The following is an 18,557-nucleotide window of genomic DNA, read 5'->3' on the forward strand; positions in this document are numbered from 1 at the left end:
GGGGGACGCGCGTCCGCTCTGGTGCACGTCCGCTCCGGTGGGGGACGCAGAGCGGGCGGGGGAGGGGGTCGGGGGAGACGGATCGGTACGGGGGCGGCCGGGTGGCGCGGCCTACTCGGCGCGCCATCCCCCCTGGCGGGTGGACAGGTTGAGCGCGGTGGTCACCAGCGGCACGTGGCTGAACGCCTGGGGGAAGTTGCCGACCTGGCGGTTCTCACGCGGGTCCCACTCCTCGGCCAGCAGGCCCACGTCGTTGCGCAGGGACAGCAGCCGCTCGAACAGCTCGCGGGCCTCGTCCTGGCGGCCGATCGACAGCAGCGCGTTGGCCATCCAGAAGCTGCACGCCAGGAACGCGCCCTCGTTGCCGGGCAGCTGGTCGGCGGAGTCGTCCAGGTCGGTGCGGTAGCGCAGCACGAACCCGTCCACCATCAGGTCCTTGCGCACCGCCTCGATGGTGCCGACCACGCGCGGGTCGTCGTAGGGCAGGAAACCCACCTCGGGGATCAGCAGGAGCGCCGCGTCCAGCTCCTTGCTGCCGTAGTACTGGGTGAACGTGTTGCGCTGGGGGTCGTAGCCGTACTCGCACACCTCGGCGTGGATGGTGTCGCGCAGGGCCCTCCAGCGTTCGATGGGCCCTTCCTTGCCGAACTCCTCGATGCTGCGCACCGCGCGGTCGGCCGCCACCCAGGCCATCACCTTGGAGTGCACGAAGTGCTGGCGGGGCCCGCGCACCTCCCACAGGCCCTCGTCCGGCTCGTCCCAGCACCACTCCAGGTAGTTGACCAGCGAGCGCTGGAGGCCCCACAGGTAGTCGCCGCCGCGGATGTTGTGGCGGCGGGCCAGGTGCAGCACGTCCATGACCTCGCCGTAGACGTCGAGCTGGTACTGGCCCACGGCGGCGTTGCCGATCCGGACCGGGCGGGAGGCCTCGTAGCCCGGCAGCCACTCGGCCTCCCACTCGGTGAGTCTGCGCTCGCCCCGGATGCCGTACATGATCTGCATGAGCTGGGGTTCGCCCGCGATCGCCCGCACCAGCCACTCGCGCCAGGCCAGCGCCTCGTCCTTGTAGCCGGAGCGGATCATCGCCTCCAGCGTGATGGTGGCGTCGCGCAGCCAGCAGTAGCGGTAGTCCCAGTTGCGCACCCCGCCGATCTCCTCGGGCAGGGAGGTGGTGGGGGCGGCGACGATCCCGCCGGTGGGGCGGTAGGTCAGGGCCTTGAGCACGATGAGGGAGCGGATCACCGCCTCGCGGTAGGGGCCCTCGTAGGTGCACTGGTTGACCCACTTCTCCCAGAAGCGCTCGGTGCGCGAGAGCGCCTTCTCCGCGTCCAGGTGGTCGGACTCCTCCACCTGGGAGGGGTGCCAGGTCATCACGAAGGGCACCCGCTGGCCCGCGGTGACGGTGAAGGTGGCGTCGTGGGTGAAGTTGTGGCCCTGGAGGGAGATGGGGGTGCTGAGCCAGATGGCGTCGGGTCCGGCGATGGCCACCAGTTCGGCCCCGGTCCGGTGCACCCACGGCACGACGTGGCCGTAGTCGAAGCGGATGCGCATGGTCGTCTCCATGCGCACGGAGCCGCTCAGCCCCTCGACGATGCGCACGATGTGCGGGGCGCCGCCGCGCGGCGGCATGAAGTCGATGACCCGGACCGACCCGGAGGGGGTGTCCCACTCCGACTCCAGGATGAGCGTGTCACCCCGGTAGCGGCGGCGGGTGGCGCGCGGCTCGCCCTCGGCGGGGCGCAGGGTCCAGCAGCCGTTCTGCTCGTCGCCCAGCAGCGCGGCGAAACAGGCCGAGGAGTCGAAGTCGGGAAGGCACGCCCAGTCGATGGACCCGTCGCGCCCGACCAGCGCGGCGGTCTGCATGTCGCCGATCATTGCGTAGTCCTCGATCCAGCCGGGCACGCGGCTCACCCCCATCAGGTCGTCATGGTCTCTGCGGTCGGCGCCTCGTGGGGTGCGCGGTGTCCTGCGACGGCCGCCCGCGCGCGCACCCGTGTGCGCGTCCCGCCGGGGTCCCGTCTCCTGCCCGCCATGGGGGGCGGCACCGCCGCCAGGCGCCGTTCGGGCCACGTTCCGCCTCCGCACCAGCCGCCGCTCGCCTTCCACCCGGTAATGTGCCCAGGTGGAGGCAGCCGAAAAGGCCGGTGCCCAGGAACCGTCCCGAACACGGTCCTTTCCGTTCACCGCGGTCCCCATCTTTCCCTCTCCTCCGGAGGGGCGCCACCCGCAGTTGCACGTGCACCGGCAGGTGCAGCGAAGTATGTGGCGGAATGGGGGAGTTTGTTGGACCAGAAGTTATGACGCGGTGATCAAGATCCGGTGACGGGAAGGCCAAGGTCAGCCGGAATAGGCGTACTCGGCGCGTCCGCAACCCCGCCGGGCCTCCGGAGCCGGGCACCCGCGGCGATACGGGGCGCCCCGTGCGCCGGGACGGTCCGTCGCGGCCGTGCGCGTGGCGGTACCGCGCGGTGCCGGCGCCCCTCCGCACGGGTTCGCTCCGGGACGGCTCACTCCGGGTGCACGGGCCCCGGCGCACTCCCGCGTTCGGCTCCCCGGGACCGGCGGGGACCGGACCGCCCGGCGACCGGATCGGGCACGCGCATCAGGGGCAGGAAGACCTGGGCCAGCGGCCCGATCGCCACCGCGAACACCAGCGTGCCCACCCCCACGGTCCCGCCCAGGAGGAAGCCGGTGACCACGACGGTCACCTCGATCACGGTCCTGGCCAGGCGCACCGACAACCCCCGGGCCGCCAGGCCGGTCATCAGCCCGTCCCGGGGACCCGGCCCCAGCTGGGCGCCGATGTAGCAGCCGGTCGCGACCGCGCACACCACCACCCCGAGCCCCAGCAGCAGCACCCGCACCACCAGCGAATCCGCCTCGGGCAGCAGCCACAGGAACAGGTCCACGGTCATCCCCACGACGACCACATTGCTCAGCGTGCCCAGACCCGGCTTCTGGCGCAGCGGAATCCACAGCAGCATCAGCATCGCGCCCACCAGCACGCTCCACGTGCCGATGGACAGCCCCGTCTGTCGGGACAACCCCTGGTGCAGCACGTCCCAGGGCATCGCACCCAGTCCCGCGTGCACCAGCAGCGCGCCGCTCAGCCCGTAGAGGACCAGGCCCGCGTACAGCTGCGCCAGGCGGCGCAGCCGGGGCCGGGGCAGGGCGGGGGTGACCAGCACCCGGCTCAGCAGAGCGGCGGCCGCGTCACGGGCGGGGCTGGGCTGTGCGGTCACGGAAACACCTGTCTTTCCTGGGATCATCGGATGAGAACCCGCGCGGGAACACGGGCACGCGGTTCCGGCGGAGCGGCCGGTGGCGGCGGCCCGGAGCGCACGCGGCGACCGGCCGGGCCGTTCGCCGTCCCCGTTGGCCCCCCGCCGGGCCCGGGTCCAGTAAGGGGGCCACCTGGGTATCGTGGCGGATGTGGCGCCTGGAATGAAGAGCCAATCCAGGTAACTGGCCCTTTCAACGCGGCGGCAGGGGACGGCATGGCGAGACAGGGCGCTCACCGCGCGGCGGAGCGTTCCGGGGGCGGCACCCGGCGGATCAACGGACGTCTGCTGGCGCGCCTCATCGGCGAGGCGCCCGTGGAGCGCCCCTTCTACCTGGCCATCGCCCGCGCCGTCAGCGGACTGGTCCTGGACGGCCGCGTGCCCACCAACACCCGCCTCCCGGCCGAACGCGACCTCGCCGCCGCCCTCGGGGTCAGCCGCAACACCGTCACCGCCGCCTACGCCTGGCTGCGCGACAACCGCTTCCTGGAGAGCAGGCAGGGCGCGGGCAGCTGGACCGTCCTACCCGACTCCGCGACCAGCGAGCCCTCGCCCTTCGTCCCCACCGCCGAGCACATCGACCTGGGGGTGGCCGCGCCCCCGGCGGTGGAGGGGCTGCGCGCCGCCGCGTTCCGGGCGGCCGAACAGCTCGCCGCGCACGTGGGAGGGCTCGGCTACTACCCCTACGGGCTGCCCGAACTGCGGCACGCCATCGCCCGGCGCTACGTCGAGCGCGGGCTGCCCACCACCCCGGAGCAGATCTTCGTCACCAACGGTGCCCAGCAGGGCGTCGCGCTGGCCGTGGACATGCTCGTGCAGTCCGGCGACGAGGTCCTGGTGGAGTCGCCCACCTACCCGCACGCCCTGGACGCCATCCGGCGGGCCGGGGCGCGGGTGCGCACGGTCGGGGTGACCCCGCAGGGCTGGGACATGGAGTACCTCGTCGACGCGTTCCGCCAGTGGAAACCCCGACTGGCCTACCTGATCCCCGACTTCCACAACCCCACCGGCGCCCTGATGGACGACGAGGAGCGCCGGGTCCTCGTGCGCGAGGCGCGCCGGGCGGGAACCCACCTGATCGTCGACGAGACCGTCGCCGAACTGGCCATCGACTCCGGCGACCTGCCCGCGCCGGTGGCCGCCCACGACACCGACGGCCGGGTGCTGACGGTGGGGTCGGTGGCCAAGCTGCTGTGGGGCGGCCTGCGGGTGGGGTGGGTGCGCACCACACCGCCGATGGTGGCCCGGCTCATGGCCACCCGTCAGCGCTTCGACCTGGCCGGGGCGGTGCTGGACCAGCTCACCGCCACCCACCTGCTCTCCGACGTGCTGCGCATCCGGGCCGAGCGCAGCCGCCAGCTGCGCCGCAACCGCGACGCGCTGCTGCACGCGCTGCGCGAACGCCTCCCCGACTGGCGGCCCAGCGTGCCCGGGGGCGGGCTGGTGCTGTGGGCGACCCTGCCCCACCCGGTGGCCAGCGCGCTGGCCACGGCCGCGATCCGGCACGGGGTGCACCCGGCCGCCGGGCCGGTGTTCGGCGCCGACGGAACCCTGGAGCGCTATCTGCGCCTGGCCTACACCCAGCCGCCGGACGTGCTCGTGGACGCCGTGGAGCGCCTGGCCGCCGCCTACACCGAGACCCTGGTCCACCCGGCGCAGCCCCGGGGCCAGCTCTACGTGTGAGGGCACGCCGAAGGGAGGGGAAGGCCCGAGGTCCCCTTGCCAACAGCTCACCACGCCCGGCCGCCCCGGCACCACCCCGGATCCGCGCCTGTGGACACGTCGGCGCCGCTCCGGCACGCCCCTCAGACGCCGCCCGCGGGCACGGCGAAGCGCTGGGCGAAGCGGACCACCTCACCCAGCACCTCGTCGCGGTTGGTCTCGTTGAACACCTCGTGCTGGGCGCCGGGGAAGACCCGCGCGGTGAAGTCCTCGCCCATGATCGCCATCACGCCCACCCGAGTGCCCTCCAGCGGTACCAGCCGGTCGTCGGAGCCGTGCACCCACAGCAGCGGCAGCGGTCCCACGCTCCCTGCGGCCAGACCCCGCTCGATCTCGGTGAGCATGGCGTTCACCGTGGCGCGTTTGAAGGGTCCGTGCCAGACCAGCTCGTCGGCCACGTACGCCTCGCCCACGGCCGGGTCCCGCGAGAGCGTGGACGGGTCGATGGGGGCGTCGGGGATCTCCTCGGCGGCGGCGATCCGCTCCAGGGCCTCCCACCGGCCCAGCACCGGCCCGGACAGCACCAGGGCGCTCAGCCGCTCGGGGTGGGTCTGGGCGTAGCGGGAGGCGATGAGCCCGCCCATGGAGTGGCCGATGAGCACGAGCGGCAGCGTCCGGTAGGCGGTGCGCGCCTGGGTGACGAGCCGGTGCACGTCCTCGACCACGCCCGCGTAGTCGTCGATCAGCACCCGCTCACCGGAGGAGCCCCCGTGCCCGCGGTGGTCGGCGCCGTAGACCACCGCGCCCGCTCTGACCAGGTCCTCGGCCACCGCGTGGTATCTGCCCAGGTGTTCGCCGTAGCCGTGCACCAGCACCGCGAGCCAGGTCGGCTCGCCCTCGGTCGGGGCCCACGCCCGCGCCGCCAGCTTCCCAGAACCGTCCGGTCCGCCCGCCAGGGCCCACTCGCGTGTGGTGATCACCGTGTCCCGCCTCCTCGCCCGAGCCTTCGTCTGCGACGATCGAAGCCGTGTACGACCGTCGGATGGTCACCCTACGGCGCGGCGGGGCCGGTGCGCAGCAGGGCGGGGCGGCACCGTGCGGCCCGTGGCTCCAAGGGGTGTGGGATCACCCGATACGCCGACCGGTGTCTCGTGTTGGCCCACGAAAAACGGCATATGGCACGATCGGGACTGCCCGCCGCTTAAAGGGATCTTCTACGCTTATCTATGGGTACCCTGCGGGCCGGGTACACCTCCGTACACGGACCGCCCGACAACCCGGACTGGAGAGGGTGACGCCCGTGCTGGCCGACTCCTACGGACGAGTGGCGACCGACCTGCGGGTCTCGCTCACCGATCGCTGCAACCTCAGGTGCACCTACTGCATGCCACCGGAGGGGTTGGAGTGGTTGCCCAAGCCGGAACTGCTCACCGACGACGAACTCCTGCGCCTCATCCGCATCGGTGTCACCCGCCTCGGCATCACCGAGGTGCGCTTCACCGGCGGAGAACCCCTGCTCCGACGAGGCCTGCCCGGCCTCGTCGCCGGAACCACCGCGCTGGAGCCCCGCCCCCACACCGCCCTGACCACCAACGGCATCGGACTGGCCCGCATGGCCCCCGCCCTCGCCGAGGCCGGGCTCGACCGCGTCAACGTCTCCCTCGACACCCTGCGCCCCGACGTGTTCGAGACCCTCGCCCGCCGCCGCAGGCTCAACGACGTCCTCGACGGCCTGGCGAGCGCCGCCCGGGCCGGGCTCACCCCCGTCAAGGTCAACGCGGTGCTCATGCGCGGAGTCAACGACGACGACGCCCCCGACCTGCTGCGCTTCTGCATTGAGCACGGCTACGAGCTGCGGTTCATCGAGCAGATGCCGCTGGACGCCCAGCACGGCTGGCGGCGCGACACCATGATCACCGCCGAGGAGATCCTCGCCACCCTCGAAACCAAGTTCACGCTCGACGCGGCCGACGCCGACACGCGCGGCAGCGCCCCCGCCGAGCTCTTCCACGTGCGCGGAGCCCGCTTCCCCAACGGGGAGCAGGCCACCGTCGGCGTCATCGGATCGGTCACCCGGCCCTTCTGCGGCGCCTGCGACCGCGTCCGCCTCACCGCCGACGGACAGGTGCGCAACTGCCTGTTCGCCCGAGAGGAGTCCGACCTGCGCTCCCTGCTGCGGGGCGGCGCCACCGACGAGGAGATCGCCCGGAGCTGGACCGCCGCGGTGTCCGCCAAGCTGCCCGGACACGGCATCAACGACCCCAGCTTCCTCCAGCCGTCCCGGCCGATGTCGGCCATCGGCGGCTGAGTCCCGCCCGCGGCACGCCACCGGTGCGCCCGGACCCCGCGCCCGCCCCGCCCTAAAATCCGTTGCCTCCTCAGACCGGCTCTGGCTTGATGTCCCAGGGGCGCGACCGCGTACGCGCCCCGTACGAACGACCGCACAGGCCGTGCCGGGAAGGGGAGGTGGCCTGAACATGCCCTACACCGAGGTTTCCGGGGAACGCGTCCCCATCCGCATGTGGGCCGCGCCCGACGAGGTCGAGGCCGCGGCCATGGAGCAGCTGCGCAACGTCACCCGCCTGCCGTGGGTGCACGGACTGGCCGTCATGCCCGACGTGCACTACGGCAAGGGCGCCACCGTCGGATCGGTCATCGCCATGCGCGACGCGGTCAGCCCCGCAGCCGTCGGCGTGGACATCGGCTGCGGCATGACCGCCGTGCGCACCGACCTGACCGCCGAGCGCCTGCCCGACGACCTCCGGCGGCTGCGCTCCGCCCTGGAGGCCGTGATCCCGGTCGGCTACCACGCCCACGACGAACCGGTCGACCCCGCAGCCGTCCCCACCCTGCGCGAGGCCGACTGGTCCGGCTTCTGGGCCGGGTTCGACGCCCTGGCCGACGCCGTGCGCCCCCGCCGCGAGCGCGCCCTGCGCCAGATGGGCACCCTCGGCGGCGGCAACCACTTCCTGGAGGTGTGCCTGGACGACGGCGGCGCCGTGTGGCTGGTGCTGCACTCCGGGTCGCGCAACATCGGCAAGGAGCTGGCCTCCCACCACATCGAGCGGGCCCAGGCGCTGCCGCACAACCAGGACCTGCCTGACCGGGACCTGGCGGTGTTCGTCACCGGCACGCCCGAGATGGACGCCTACCGCCGGGACCTGTTCTGGGCCCAGGAGTACGCGCGGCGCAACCGCGACGTCATGATGGGCCTGGCCTGCCGCGCCCTGGCCGAGCAGGTCCCGGGCACCCGCTTCGAGCAGTGGATCTCCTGCCACCACAACTACGTGGCCGAGGAGACCTACGACGGGGTGGACGTGCTCGTCACCCGCAAGGGCGCCATCCGCGCCGGTAAGGGCGACCTCGGGATCATCCCGGGATCCATGGCGACGGGTACCTACATCGTGCGCGGACTGGGCAACCCGGCCTCGTTCAACTCCGCCTCGCACGGGGCGGGGCGGCGGATGAGCCGGAACAAGGCCCGTAAGACCTTCACCGAGGCCGACCTGGTCGAGCAGACCAGGGGAGTGGAGTGCCGCAAGGACCGGGGCGTCGTGGACGAGATCCCCGCCGCCTACAAGGACCTGGAGTCGGTGATCGAGGCCCAGACCGACCTGGTCGAGGTGGTCGCCCACCTGCGCCAGGTGGTGTGCGTCAAGGGCTGAGGCGGTGCGCGGGCCCGGCCCCCGAGGCGTCCGCTTCCGGAGCGCTCCGTCCGCACGGACGGCGCCCCGGGAGCGGCGTACCCTTCCCTGCATGGGACACCGACACCCGAGCAAACTCAAGAACTCCGAGGTGAGCCACGCCCGCGCCCGCTGGCTGCTGCGGGCGGAACTGGACGGCTGCGACGAGTGCCGCCGGGAGGGGGACCGCGAGGCCCTGGCCGACCTGGCCACCGGCGGCGTGTTCGACTCGCTCCTCACCGGGTTCGTGCTGTCCCGCACCCAGCACTGGTACTCCCCGAGCAGGCCGGTCACGTACCCGGCCACGGTGTACCGCATCGCCCCCGTCGAGGAGCGCGACTTCTGGCGCCAGCCCACCCAGCACTGCATGCGGGTGTGCACGGTGCGGGGATCGGAGGGCACCAGCGTGGACACCGTGCCCGCGCTCAAGGAGCTGCGGCTGATGTCGATGGACCACCGCCGGACCGTCCTGGACGACGTGATGGACGGGCTCGCCGAGACGGAGGGGTGAGCGCGCCGCCGACGCCGTGGGCCATGCTGGAACCATGAACGAGACCCTGGACGCCGTCGTCCTCGCCGGGGGCGCGGCCCGCCGCATGGGCGGCGCCGACAAGCCCGGGTTGTCCGTGGCCGGACGCACCCTGCTGGAGCGGGTCACCGACGCCGTCCGCGCCCACAACGCCGGGACGAGGGACGGGGGACGGGTGATCGTGGTCGGTCCGCCCCGCGAGAGCCCGCGCGCGCTCTACGTCCGCGAGGACCCGCCCGGCTCCGGCCCCGTGCCCGCGCTGCGCGCCGGACTGCCGCACGTGCGCACGCCCCGGTTCGCGCTGCTGGCCGCCGACCTGCCCCACCTGGAGCCCGGACACCTGGCCGTCCTGCTCGCCGCCGCCGACCAGGACGCCGACGGCGCGGGCGCGGTGTTCGCGGACTCGACCGGACGCGAGCAGTGGCTCACCGGCGTGTGGCGCACCGGGGCCGTGCGCGCCGCCCTCGCCGACTACCGGGGGCGCTCCCTGTACGGGCTGCTCGGTCCCCTCACCCCCCGCGCGGTGGCCCTGGCCGACGACCTGGCCGTGGCCGACTGCGACACCCCCGACGACCTCGACCGCGCCCGCCGGATCCTGGAGCCGCCGACCGGCTGGGGGCCGCAGGCGGGCTGAGCGCTTCCGACGGGTCGGGAGCCGCTGACCAGCTGGGGTTCGCCGACGGTGGGAGCCGCCAACGGGAGGAAAGCCGCCGACCGGCTGAGGCTCGCCGGTACCGGGAACCGCTGACCGGTGGATCGGCGCCGACCGGTCGGGGGTCGTGGACGGTTGGGCGTCTCCGGCCGGAGCCACGCCGACCGGCTGGGCGCCGCCCCGGGGTTGCGCGGGCTCGTCGCGGTGGTCCATGATGTGCGCCATGACGATCAGGAAGGGCGGATCCCGCCCGGGCCGTTGAGCCCCACCGCGCCGACGTACGGGTCGGCCACCTCACTCCTCCGCTCCGTGGAGGACCGCTCCGTCTCCGGGCGCATGCGCGCCTTGGCGCTGCACGCCCGCGACCACGCGGGCACACCCCACCTCACCGGGATCCTCCGGCAGCTCGAAACCGCCGGTCACGGACGCCTCGCCGTGCACATGGCCGCGGCCGCGCACGATACCGGCACCCTGGCCCTGCATCTGGCCGGACCCGACCCCGAACTCCGCCGGGCCGCACTGCGCGCCCTTCGCGAGCCCTCCCTGCCCGACGAGGCCGTGCCGCCCGTTCTGGACGACGCGCCCACCGGTCTGCGCCGGGCCCTCTACCGCACCCTGTACCACGCACGGCGCACCAGCCTCGCCGACTCCCTCCTGTCCCGCGTGCGCGCGGAGTACGGCGACGCCGAAGCCGCCGCCCTCCTGCCCGCGTGCTCACCCGAACGGGTCGCCGAAGACCTGCCCGGCCTCCGCCACGCGGTGCGCTCCTGGCGGCGGCTGGCCCGGCGCCACCCCGACGTCCTCCTGGCCCTGCTCCGGGAGACGCACCCCCGGGGCGGCTGGACGTTCGAGCGCTTCACCGACCTGAGGCGCGCCCTCCAGGCGCTCGACCCCGTCCGACCGGCCGAACTCGCCGCCCTGCTCGGGGAACTCGGCGAGAAACGCCGCTACCTCGCCCTCCTCGCACCCCACACCCACCGACTGCTCCACCGCGACGGCGACGAACGCCACTACTCCACCCGCTATCCCGCCGGTCCCAACGGCACCCGTGACATCCGCGGCCTGCTCAGGTACGCCAGGCACGCCCCCGCGCAGGTCCTGCCCGTCCTGCGGGCCATGCCCCTGCCCGTGCGCACCGCCCACCTGGACCGGATCGCCCGGCGCGGGGACGGCCGCGGGGCGCTGCTCCTGCTGCCCTACCTCGACCTGCTTCCCCGAGACCGCGCCGAGGCCGAGGCCCGCCGCGCACTGGCGGAGATCACCGCCTTCCAGAGCCGCAGCGCCCGCTACGGCGACCCCGACCAGGACCTGGACGCGATCGCCCACCTGCCCTACGGGGAGGCGACCGGACCGCTGGAGGAGGCCGCCTCGGCCGGAGACCCCGACCGCCGTGCGCGCGGCCTGGCCCGGCTGGTGGAGGCCACCGCCCGCACCGGCGACCCGGACCTGCTGGCCCGCGTGCTCACCGAGCGGGCCGAGCGCTCCCGGGCCGAACGCGACCCGGTCCGCCGCTCCCTGCTGTGCGCCCTCTCGCGGGTCGCCCCCGCGCTGCTCGCGCGGGCGCCCCTGCCCGCCCTGCACCGCGTGCTCACCGACACCCTGGGCTCGCGCGACACCTCGGCCGACACCCGCCGGGCCCTGCGCGACCTAGCCGCCGCCCTGCTACGCCACCCTCTGACCAGGCAGGAAGCGGAGGCGACGGACTGGGCGCTGGAGGCCTACACCGGCCTGGTCGCGCGCTTCGGCGCGCGGGGGCTGGGCGAGCGGGGCCGTCCGCGCTCGCGCCCCCCGTGGTGGAGCGCGCCGGGCCGCCGGGCCTCCCGGATCGACCTGGACCCCGCCCTGGACCAGGTGCTGCCCCGGGGACTGGAGCGGGAACTGTACCGGCGTCTGGCCCCGGCGCTCGACGACGCCCGCGCCCGGGGCGACTTCGGTCCCGCCGTCGCCCTGGCCCGCGAACTCGGCCGCCGCGTGCACGGCGTTCCGGAACTGCGCGAGCACCTGGCGGCCGCCCTCGGCCACGACGCGTCCGCCACGGATTCCACGGACACCACGGGCCCTTCCGGCCTCGGGGGTGCCGTGGTTCCCAGTGGGACCGGGGGCACCGCGGGCCCTTCTGGTATCGGGGGTGCCGTGGGTCCCACCGGAACCGGGGGCACCGTAGGCCCTTCTGGTATCGGGGGTGTCGCGGCTCCCCCTGGAGCCGGGGGCGCCACCGGTCCCTACGGCCTCCGGTACACCGGCGTCCCCACCACCGCGGAGGCCGAGGCCACCGCGCGCGAGGCGGCGCGGCTGTACCTGACCGGCCCCGGCGCCCGCGCCGACGCACGGGCGCTGTTCGACGCCGACCCCTCAACGGCCCGAGTTCCCCGGGTGTGGAGCCTCCTCGTCCGCCACGCCGAGCCCTCCGCGCTCCACACCGCCTTCGTCACCGGCGGGGAGGGCCCCGCCCCCGGCGCGGGCGCCTGGGTGCCCGACCTCGACCGGCGGACGGTCCGGGAGTGGCCGCAGACACTACGGGCCCGGGCCGCCGACCACCTGGCGGGGATCGCCGCCGACCCCTCCCAGGCGATCGACGACCGCGAGCGCGCCCTGCGGGGTCTGGGTGCGCTGCCCGGCGCGGCCGACCGGCTGTCCCCCTACCTCGACGGTCCCGACACGGTCCTGCGCGAGGCCGCCCTGAGTGCCCTCGGCCGCTGCGACGAGCCCGAACGCGCCCTGGGCCTGGTCCTGGCGCACGCCGACGGCCCCCAGTCCCGGGCCGCCGGTCCGGCGATGTCGCGCTGCGCGACGGGTGTCGCCCCCTCCCGCCTCGGTCCGGCGCTGTGCCGTGTCCTGGACGGTCCGGCCAAGGTCACCGTCCGCAAGACGGCCGCCCGGCTGTTGGAGCACCACCGCCCGCCCGGCGGGATCGAGCACCTCGCCCGTGTCCTGGACACCGGCGACGGACCGCACCGGGACGTGCGCGCGGCCGTGGCGGGCGCGCTCATGCGCGCCCTGGACCACCCCGCCGCGCTGCCCGCCCTGATCCGAGGCGCGCCCGGGTTCACGCCGGTGGAGATCCAGTTCGCCGTGTTGCGGGTCTCCCCGTCGACCTGTCCGCCGTCGCGGAGGAAGGGTGCCGCCCGGGTGGTGGCCTCGCTGCCGGAGCCCTCCCGCGACCACTGGCGGTTCCCCGGCTGGACCAGCCGCTGGGCGCCCTGGACCGACCACGACCCGGACGCGCTGGCCGAGGCCGTGTGCGACATGGACCGGGACGGCGAGCGGGCGATCCGCGCCTTCGAACAGCTGCTCCTGGACGGACGCGGGACCGACCGGATCAGCGGGATGCTGGCCCGGCTCCTGACGGCCGTTCCCGGACCCGGACACGGGGTGCCCGCACGCGGGCCCGGCCGGGAGGCGGAGGACTCCGCCCACCGCAGGGTGAAGAGGCTGGTCGGGCTCCTCCAACGCCGGATGTCGCAGGACGGGGACCGGGATCCCGTGCTGGAGGAGCAGGCGGACGCTGTGCTCGGCATGCTCGGAATCCGGAGGGAGTACGCTCCCGAGGCGCTCCTCCTCGTCCAGCGCAGGATCGCGATCGAGTGCGACGACCGGGGCGGCGCTCCCCGGGCGCGGCGGCTCGTGGACCTGCTCCTGGCCGGTGCCCACCTGCTGGCACGGGGGACTGTCGGCCAGTGGGAGCTGGACCGGCTCCTGATGCCGATCCAGCCCTCCTACGGCGCGTCGGAGGTCGAACCGCGGACGCGGGAGGAGGTGGTGCGCCGCCTGTTCGCCGCGGCCTCGGCGACACTGGGCGCGCCGGGGGAGACGGCGGCCCTCCTGGGACTGCGCCTGGTGGAGCGGGCGGGCGCCGAGAACGGCTGGGCCGGGCCCTGGCCGCGGCTGCTCTCCCGCGCGGGCGACCTCGGCCACGGGAGGGTGCGCGACGCGGCCTGGCGGATGGTGGTGTAGCGGAGTCCTCCCGGGCGGACGCGGTCCGCGGCCGCCCCGCCCGGGAGGGGCGCCCCGCCGCGGAGTCCCGCGCCGACCCCGGTACCCGGAGGGCGCGATGGCGGGTCCCGCCGACCGATCAGCCCTCGAACTCGTCCATGGGGACGGTCTCGCGCAGGAACCCCCGCATGTCCAGGAAGGAGGACAGGTACTCGCGGTGCTCGTCGCAGGCCGTCCACACCTTGCGCCGGTCGGGGGTGTGCAGCTTGGGGTTGTTCCACACCAGCGCCCACGTCGCCTCGGCGCGGCATCCGCGCCGCGAGCACTGCGTCTCCGCCGGTTTACCCAATGCTGACCCCCAAGCCGGGAAACTGCCTCCATGGTCAAGCCACGGGCACGTTCGGGTCTTCGCCTCCGGCCGCCCGCACGGGCGGCCCGGGGCCGGACACAAGGCGACGCCGGGTGGTTACGGGGGCAAACCACCCGGCGTCGCAGGCGGTGCTCCAACGGGGGCTCGGAACACCGCTCCCGCGCTCCGACGGGGGACCGAAGCGCTAGGACCCAATGTACACCGATGCCCCCCGGTGTACGTCAAGAGTCAGTTACGACGTTGTTTCGGGAGAGTCCCGCCGATACAGGGTCTTAAGTCCCATATCGTCAACTACCTGGCATTTCACTCATATCACCTGGTACGCGGGGTGCGATCACGGGTCAAGCCGGCCCCAACAGCGTTCCCCGGAAGCCCCCGCCAACGGCAAAGCGCTCGGCCCCTCCGCATCGGCGCGAGGCGGGTGCGCCGGGAGGGCTCCGTGTGGTTCCGGGGGATTGGGGGGAGGCAGGAAGCGGGGGGTCGCGCTCCGCGCGGCCGAGAATCGACCACGCAGGGGGTCCCACATGTCCCACAACACCTACCGCGTCACGGAGATCGTCGGAACCTCGCCGCAGGGGATCGACCAGGCCATCCGCAACGGCATCGACCGTGCCGCGGCCACGCTGCGCGGCCTCGACTGGTTCGAGGTCACCGAGATACGCGGCCACATCGAGGAGGGCGACGTCGCCCACTTCCAGGTCGGCCTCAAGGTGGGCTTCCGCCTGGAGGAATGAGGACGGGCGGCCGCGGTCACGGCCCGTGTCCGCCGTGACCGCGACCGCCTCACCCCTCGTGCCCGCGGCGGTCCCCCCGGTCGTCTGTCCCCGCGACCGCTCCCGTGCCCGCGCGCCCCGTCGTGGCCCCGGCTGCCCCCCGGCGCCCGCCGCGGCCTTCCGGCTGCCGTCGCTCCGTGCGCCCGTGCGCGGCCTCCCGCCCGCGCCGTCGCGTGCGACCCGTGGCCGGGGGAGGCCGGGCCCGGTCGCCTCACCCGCCCTCGGGGGCCTCCTGCCCGCGCTGCACGTCCACGTGCACGTGGTCCAGGTGGCGCAGGATCTCGTTGTCGGGGTCGGCCTCGTAGTCGCGCCACCCCAGCGACGGGAAGCTCGTGCTCCAGATCCGGTCGTCGAAGATGATCACGTCGATCTCGTAGTCCGGGGCGTGCGCGATCAGCCAGTGCGCCATCACCCAGCCCGCGCGGCGGTTGTCCTCGTTGACCGGCCGGTAGAAGACGTCGATCGCGCGGCCGTCGTAGTGCGCCGAGTCGTCGCCGTGGCCGGTGTCGAAGCCGCCCGGCTCGTAGCCGCCCAGGCTCAGGCCGGAGAAGTGCGCCTCCATGCCCTCCAGCAGGTGCTGGGCGCGCGGCTTCAGGCCCGAGGGCTCCAGCCCCTCCTGTACCTCCAGGTCCGGGTTCTTGGTGGAACGGCAGGTCAGCGAGGGTCCGGCGTCCTCCTCCGGGCCCTCCTCCAGCAGCGTCATCACCGCCTCGGGGATGTCGCTGGTGTCGGGCGCCCCGATCGGGGCGCTGTCGCCCTGCACGGCGACGGCGGCCGCGGTGGTCGCCCGCCGGGCCTGGTCCCGGTCCAGGCGGACGTGCACCTCACCCGTCCACACCGAGCACTCCGGCCCCCAGGGCGTCGAGGCGGGGAACAGGTCGGTGTTGCGCGCCACCCAGCGCGCGCTCACGACGGCGACGACGGCCAGCACCAACAGAACGGCCACGGCCATGAGCACGCCGGTCCACCGGCGTTCGGGCCGCGAGCTGCTGTGTGTCATGCCCCGCTCCTCCGTGTTCGTGCCGGGCGGTGCCCTCACCGCCGGCGCGTTTTCAGAGAGACAACTCCCGGGAGGACCCCCGGGTTTCCGGCACCGCGGACATTTTTCCCCCGTCGGGGCGGCTCTACCGTCCCCGGAGGCCGTCGTCGCGGGTCACCGGATCGACCACAGGACGAACAGCCCGCCCAGGACCAGTGTCAGCGCCCAGATCCGGTCCATGGTCACACCGCGCCAGCGCAGCGCGTGCACCCCCAGGAAGTCGTGCGCGAGCAGCGCCGCGACCCCCGCCGCGCCCAGCATCGCCAGTGTGTGCACGCCGGTCGCGGCCAGGCCGACCAGGGTCGCGTCCCAGAGGGTCCAGGCCCCCTCGGCCACCGCCCCGCCCGCCGCCTCCGCGCCAGTGCCTCCGGCAGTCTCCGCCGCCGGGCCCTCCGCCCCGCCGCCAGCTGCCGGACCCTCTCCTCCGCCGTCTCCGCCCGCCCGAGCCGGTTCCCCCGCCCCGCCGTCCGGGGCCGCGTCCTCCGCCGCCGCGGCCCCCTCCGCAGGGGCGCCGTGCCCGCCGTGCCCGCCGGAGTGCGTGTGCGCGAGTCGGCCCGCCAGCACCGGCATCACCATCAGCCCCGCGCCGTGCGCCGACGACATCAGGAACGACCACGCCGACAGCTGCCACAGCGGCAGCCGCACCTCGCGCCAGTGGAAGTGCCGGCGTGACAGCAGCATCACCAGCCCCACCAGAACGATCAGTGTGCCGCCCGCCACCGGAAAGAGCACCGACGCGGTGACCGAGCCGGTGGCGGTGATGGCCACGGCCGCCACCGCCACGCTCGCGGCGTGCCCGGCGGCGATGGCGGGCAGCGACCGCAGCACTTCCGCGCGACCGCCCTCCTGGAGGCCGCGGCTCACGGCCAGCAGCCAGCCCATGCCCGGGTGCAGGCCGTGGAAGGCGCCCAACGCGACGAGGGTCCAGATCTGCGCGGGGGTCACCGCGTCAGGGTCACACGGCGGTGAGCGGCCCGCAACGGTCCGCGTTCTTCTGACCGACACCGGTCACGCGGGGTTGCGCGCGGCCCCCGCTGGGGAGCGGGGGCCGCGCACCGGGTTCAGCGCCCGGTCAGGGGCACAGGGCCTCCAGGTTGCTGGGCTCCTCGCCCACCTGGCGGCCCGGCTCGGCGGGCTCCTCCTCGTCGAGGCCCGTGTACTCCTGCCACTCGGTCAGCCCGTCGTCCTCCGTGGGCTCGGCCGGCTCGGAGGGCGCGGCGGACTCCTCCTCGGAGGGGGCGCCGGAGGGCTCCGCGGCCACGTCGTCGCCCTCGGGCCCACCACCGGTGATGGCCTCGGTGACCAGTGCCTTGACCTGCTCCCAGTCCGGGTTGGCCGTGTTGACCTGGGGCGGCGACAGCTGGAACGTGCTCATGCTCCCGGTGTCGGTGACCCTGTCGGCGAGTTCGACGAACGCGGGCACCTTGGCCTGGGGGATGTCCGTGCTCAGGGTGCGCTCGGTGGCGCCCGCGAGCCTGCGGTAGCTCGTCAGGACGGTCATCGGGTCCACCTGCTCGGCCACGTACTTGATCAGGCAGCCCTGGCGGCCCATCCGGCCGTAGTCGTCGCTGTTGGTCCGCGAGCGGCCGTACCAGAGCGCGTCGTGGCCGTCGAGGCGGCGCAGGCCCGGCTCCAGCACCCCGCCGTGCACGCCGTAGGGGATCGGCTCCTCGATGAGCACCTCCACGCCGCCGATCGCGTCGATCAGGTCGCGGAAGCCCATCATGTCGACCATCGCGTAGTAGCCGATCTCCAGGTCGAGGTTGTACCCGATGACCTTCTTGAGGGTGTCGGCGGAGGGGTTGGCCGCGTCCGGGTTGAGCGCCAGCTCCTCGGGCTCCTCGGCCACCGTCTGGTACACGTCGTTGAGCAGCAGGTCGAAGCCGTAGGGCTCGGGGTAGCGCTCGGCCAGGGCGCTGTCCTCGGGGAAGTGCACGTTCTCCAGGTTGCGCGGCAGACCCACCAGCACGGTGTCGCCGGTCGCGGTGTCCATGCTGGCCACCATCATGCTGTCGGTGCGCACCCCGTAGCGGTTGTCCGCGGAGTCCGCGCCGATCAGCAGCACGTTGACCCGCTCCTGGCCGTTCCAGGGGTCGGCCTCGTCGTGCGGGGGCATGAGGGGGTCCTCCTCGGCGTGGAAGACGCTGTTCAGCGTCTGGTAGGCCGTGTAGCCGCCGTGCAGCGCCAGCGCCGAGGGCGCCGCGACGGTCAGGCACAGCAGCAGCACCACGGCCGCGCCGAGCACCCGCGAGTTCCGGGGCGCCCCGGCGGGCCGGGTGATCACCCACGAGTGCACGATGACCGTCAACCACAGCACCGCCACGACGAACACCACGCCCATGGCTCCCAGCAGCCACTGATCCTGGAGCGCCATGGTGGCCAGCCGCGCCATGGTGTTCGCCTCGTCGGCGCCCAGTCGCCACGCCCACACGACCAGCCCCAGGATCCCGGCCAGGTAGACCCCCAGGATCACCGCGCCCGCGACCCTGCGGCGCATCCGCAGGTGGGCCAGCCCGGGAAGGGGAACCGACGCCGCGGTCCACAGCAGCGCCCGGCCCGTACCCGGGCGCGCGGGCGCCTCGTCCCGCTGATCGTCCTCCGCTGTCACCGGTGGTTCCTCTCCAGCCGCGGGGCG

At 74.2% G+C, this 18,557-nt stretch carries 14 protein-coding genes; 7 read left to right on the top strand and 7 right to left on the bottom strand.

Features of this window, described 5'->3' with window-relative positions; genetic code table 11:
• Positions 1 to 111: 111 nt before the first annotated feature.
• A complete protein-coding gene (locus G011_RS0114290) occupies positions 112 to 1,917 on the bottom strand; it encodes a glycoside hydrolase family 15 protein (RefSeq protein ID WP_013152445.1) in 1,806 nt (601 codons plus the stop codon).
• A gap of 590 nt (positions 1,918 to 2,507) precedes the next feature.
• Positions 2,508 to 3,242 (bottom strand): YitT family protein, encoded by a 735-nt coding sequence (locus tag G011_RS0114295; protein ID WP_019609076.1) that lies wholly within the window; start codon positions 3,240 to 3,242, stop codon positions 2,508 to 2,510.
• A gap of 255 nt (positions 3,243 to 3,497) precedes the next feature.
• Here G011_RS0114295 and G011_RS0114300 point away from each other — a divergent pair, with 255 nt between their 5' ends.
• The gene (locus G011_RS0114300; RefSeq protein WP_013152447.1) at positions 3,498 to 4,964 is read left to right on the top strand and encodes a PLP-dependent aminotransferase family protein; all 1,467 of its coding nucleotides are present in this window, start codon (positions 3,498 to 3,500) and stop codon (positions 4,962 to 4,964) included.
• A 122-nt stretch (positions 4,965 to 5,086) separates the two neighbouring features.
• Here G011_RS0114300 and G011_RS0114305 read toward each other — a convergent pair whose 3' ends face one another.
• Entirely contained in the window at positions 5,087 to 5,923 is an 837-nt protein-coding gene (locus G011_RS0114305; protein WP_019609077.1) for an alpha/beta hydrolase, read from the bottom strand.
• 320 nt (positions 5,924 to 6,243) lie between these two features.
• Here G011_RS0114305 and moaA point away from each other — a divergent pair, with 320 nt between their 5' ends.
• From moaA to G011_RS0114330, 5 genes are all read left to right on the top strand, one after another.
• The gene (gene moaA / locus G011_RS0114310; protein ID WP_019609078.1) at positions 6,244 to 7,251 is read left to right on the top strand and encodes a GTP 3',8-cyclase MoaA; all 1,008 of its coding nucleotides are present in this window, start codon (positions 6,244 to 6,246) and stop codon (positions 7,249 to 7,251) included.
• Between the two features lie 169 nt (positions 7,252 to 7,420).
• Positions 7,421 to 8,608, top strand: a complete 1,188-nt coding sequence (locus G011_RS0114315) for an RtcB family protein (protein ID WP_019609079.1) — start codon at positions 7,421 to 7,423, stop codon at positions 8,606 to 8,608.
• A 91-nt stretch (positions 8,609 to 8,699) separates the two neighbouring features.
• A complete protein-coding gene (locus tag G011_RS0114320) occupies positions 8,700 to 9,137 on the top strand; it encodes a hypothetical protein (RefSeq protein WP_013152451.1) in 438 nt (145 codons plus the stop codon).
• Between the two features lie 34 nt (positions 9,138 to 9,171).
• Positions 9,172 to 9,789: a molybdenum cofactor guanylyltransferase gene (locus G011_RS0114325; protein WP_019609080.1), complete on the top strand. Its 618-nt coding sequence runs from the start codon at positions 9,172 to 9,174 to the stop codon at positions 9,787 to 9,789.
• A 327-nt stretch (positions 9,790 to 10,116) separates the two neighbouring features.
• A complete protein-coding gene (locus G011_RS0114330; protein WP_231391478.1) occupies positions 10,117 to 13,761 on the top strand; it encodes a hypothetical protein in 3,645 nt (1,214 codons plus the stop codon).
• A gap of 118 nt (positions 13,762 to 13,879) precedes the next feature.
• On the opposite strand, the gene G011_RS0114335 is transcribed toward G011_RS0114330, so the two are convergent.
• Positions 13,880 to 14,089, bottom strand: coding sequence for a hypothetical protein (locus G011_RS0114335; RefSeq protein WP_013152454.1), 210 nt, complete (start codon positions 14,087 to 14,089; stop codon positions 13,880 to 13,882).
• 545 nt (positions 14,090 to 14,634) lie between these two features.
• On the opposite strand from G011_RS0114335, the gene G011_RS0114340 reads away from it, so the two are divergent.
• A complete protein-coding gene (locus tag G011_RS0114340; RefSeq protein ID WP_019609082.1) occupies positions 14,635 to 14,844 on the top strand; it encodes a dodecin in 210 nt (69 codons plus the stop codon).
• Positions 14,845 to 15,094: 250 nt separating this feature from the next.
• On the opposite strand, the gene G011_RS0114345 is transcribed toward G011_RS0114340, so the two are convergent.
• From G011_RS0114345 to G011_RS0114355, 3 genes are all read right to left on the bottom strand, one after another.
• Positions 15,095 to 15,883 (bottom strand): hypothetical protein, encoded by a 789-nt coding sequence (locus G011_RS0114345; RefSeq protein ID WP_019609083.1) that lies wholly within the window; start codon positions 15,881 to 15,883, stop codon positions 15,095 to 15,097.
• Positions 15,884 to 16,036: 153 nt separating this feature from the next.
• Positions 16,037 to 16,867 (bottom strand): hypothetical protein, encoded by an 831-nt coding sequence (locus tag G011_RS0114350; RefSeq protein WP_019609084.1) that lies wholly within the window; start codon positions 16,865 to 16,867, stop codon positions 16,037 to 16,039.
• Positions 16,868 to 16,994: 127 nt separating this feature from the next.
• The gene (locus G011_RS0114355) at positions 16,995 to 18,530 is read right to left on the bottom strand and encodes an LCP family protein (protein WP_019609085.1); all 1,536 of its coding nucleotides are present in this window, start codon (positions 18,528 to 18,530) and stop codon (positions 16,995 to 16,997) included.
• Between the last annotated feature and the right edge of the window lie 27 nt (positions 18,531 to 18,557).

Origin of the sequence: Nocardiopsis sp. CNS-639 (genome assembly GCF_000381685.1) — a bacterium.
Lineage (GTDB): Bacteria > Actinomycetota > Actinomycetes > Streptosporangiales > Streptosporangiaceae > Nocardiopsis > Nocardiopsis dassonvillei.

What these genes read in the sequence shown, in the direction of transcription:
- G011_RS0114315 (WP_019609079.1), top strand. Translation starts at nt 7,421, where the DNA reads ATGCCCTACACCGAGGTTTCCGGGGAACGCGTCCCCATCCGCATGTGG.
- G011_RS0114320 (WP_013152451.1), top strand. Translation starts at nt 8,700, where the DNA reads ATGGGACACCGACACCCGAGCAAACTCAAGAACTCCGAGGTGAGCCAC.
- G011_RS0114340 (WP_019609082.1), top strand. Translation starts at nt 14,635, where the DNA reads ATGTCCCACAACACCTACCGCGTCACGGAGATCGTCGGAACCTCGCCG.
- G011_RS0114290 (WP_013152445.1), bottom strand. Translation starts at nt 1,917, where the DNA reads ATGGGGGTGAGCCGCGTGCCCGGCTGGATCGAGGACTACGCAATGATC.
- G011_RS0114300 (WP_013152447.1), top strand. Translation starts at nt 3,498, where the DNA reads ATGGCGAGACAGGGCGCTCACCGCGCGGCGGAGCGTTCCGGGGGCGGC.
- G011_RS0114325 (WP_019609080.1), top strand. Translation starts at nt 9,172, where the DNA reads ATGAACGAGACCCTGGACGCCGTCGTCCTCGCCGGGGGCGCGGCCCGC.
- G011_RS0114345 (WP_019609083.1), bottom strand. Translation starts at nt 15,883, where the DNA reads ATGACACACAGCAGCTCGCGGCCCGAACGCCGGTGGACCGGCGTGCTC.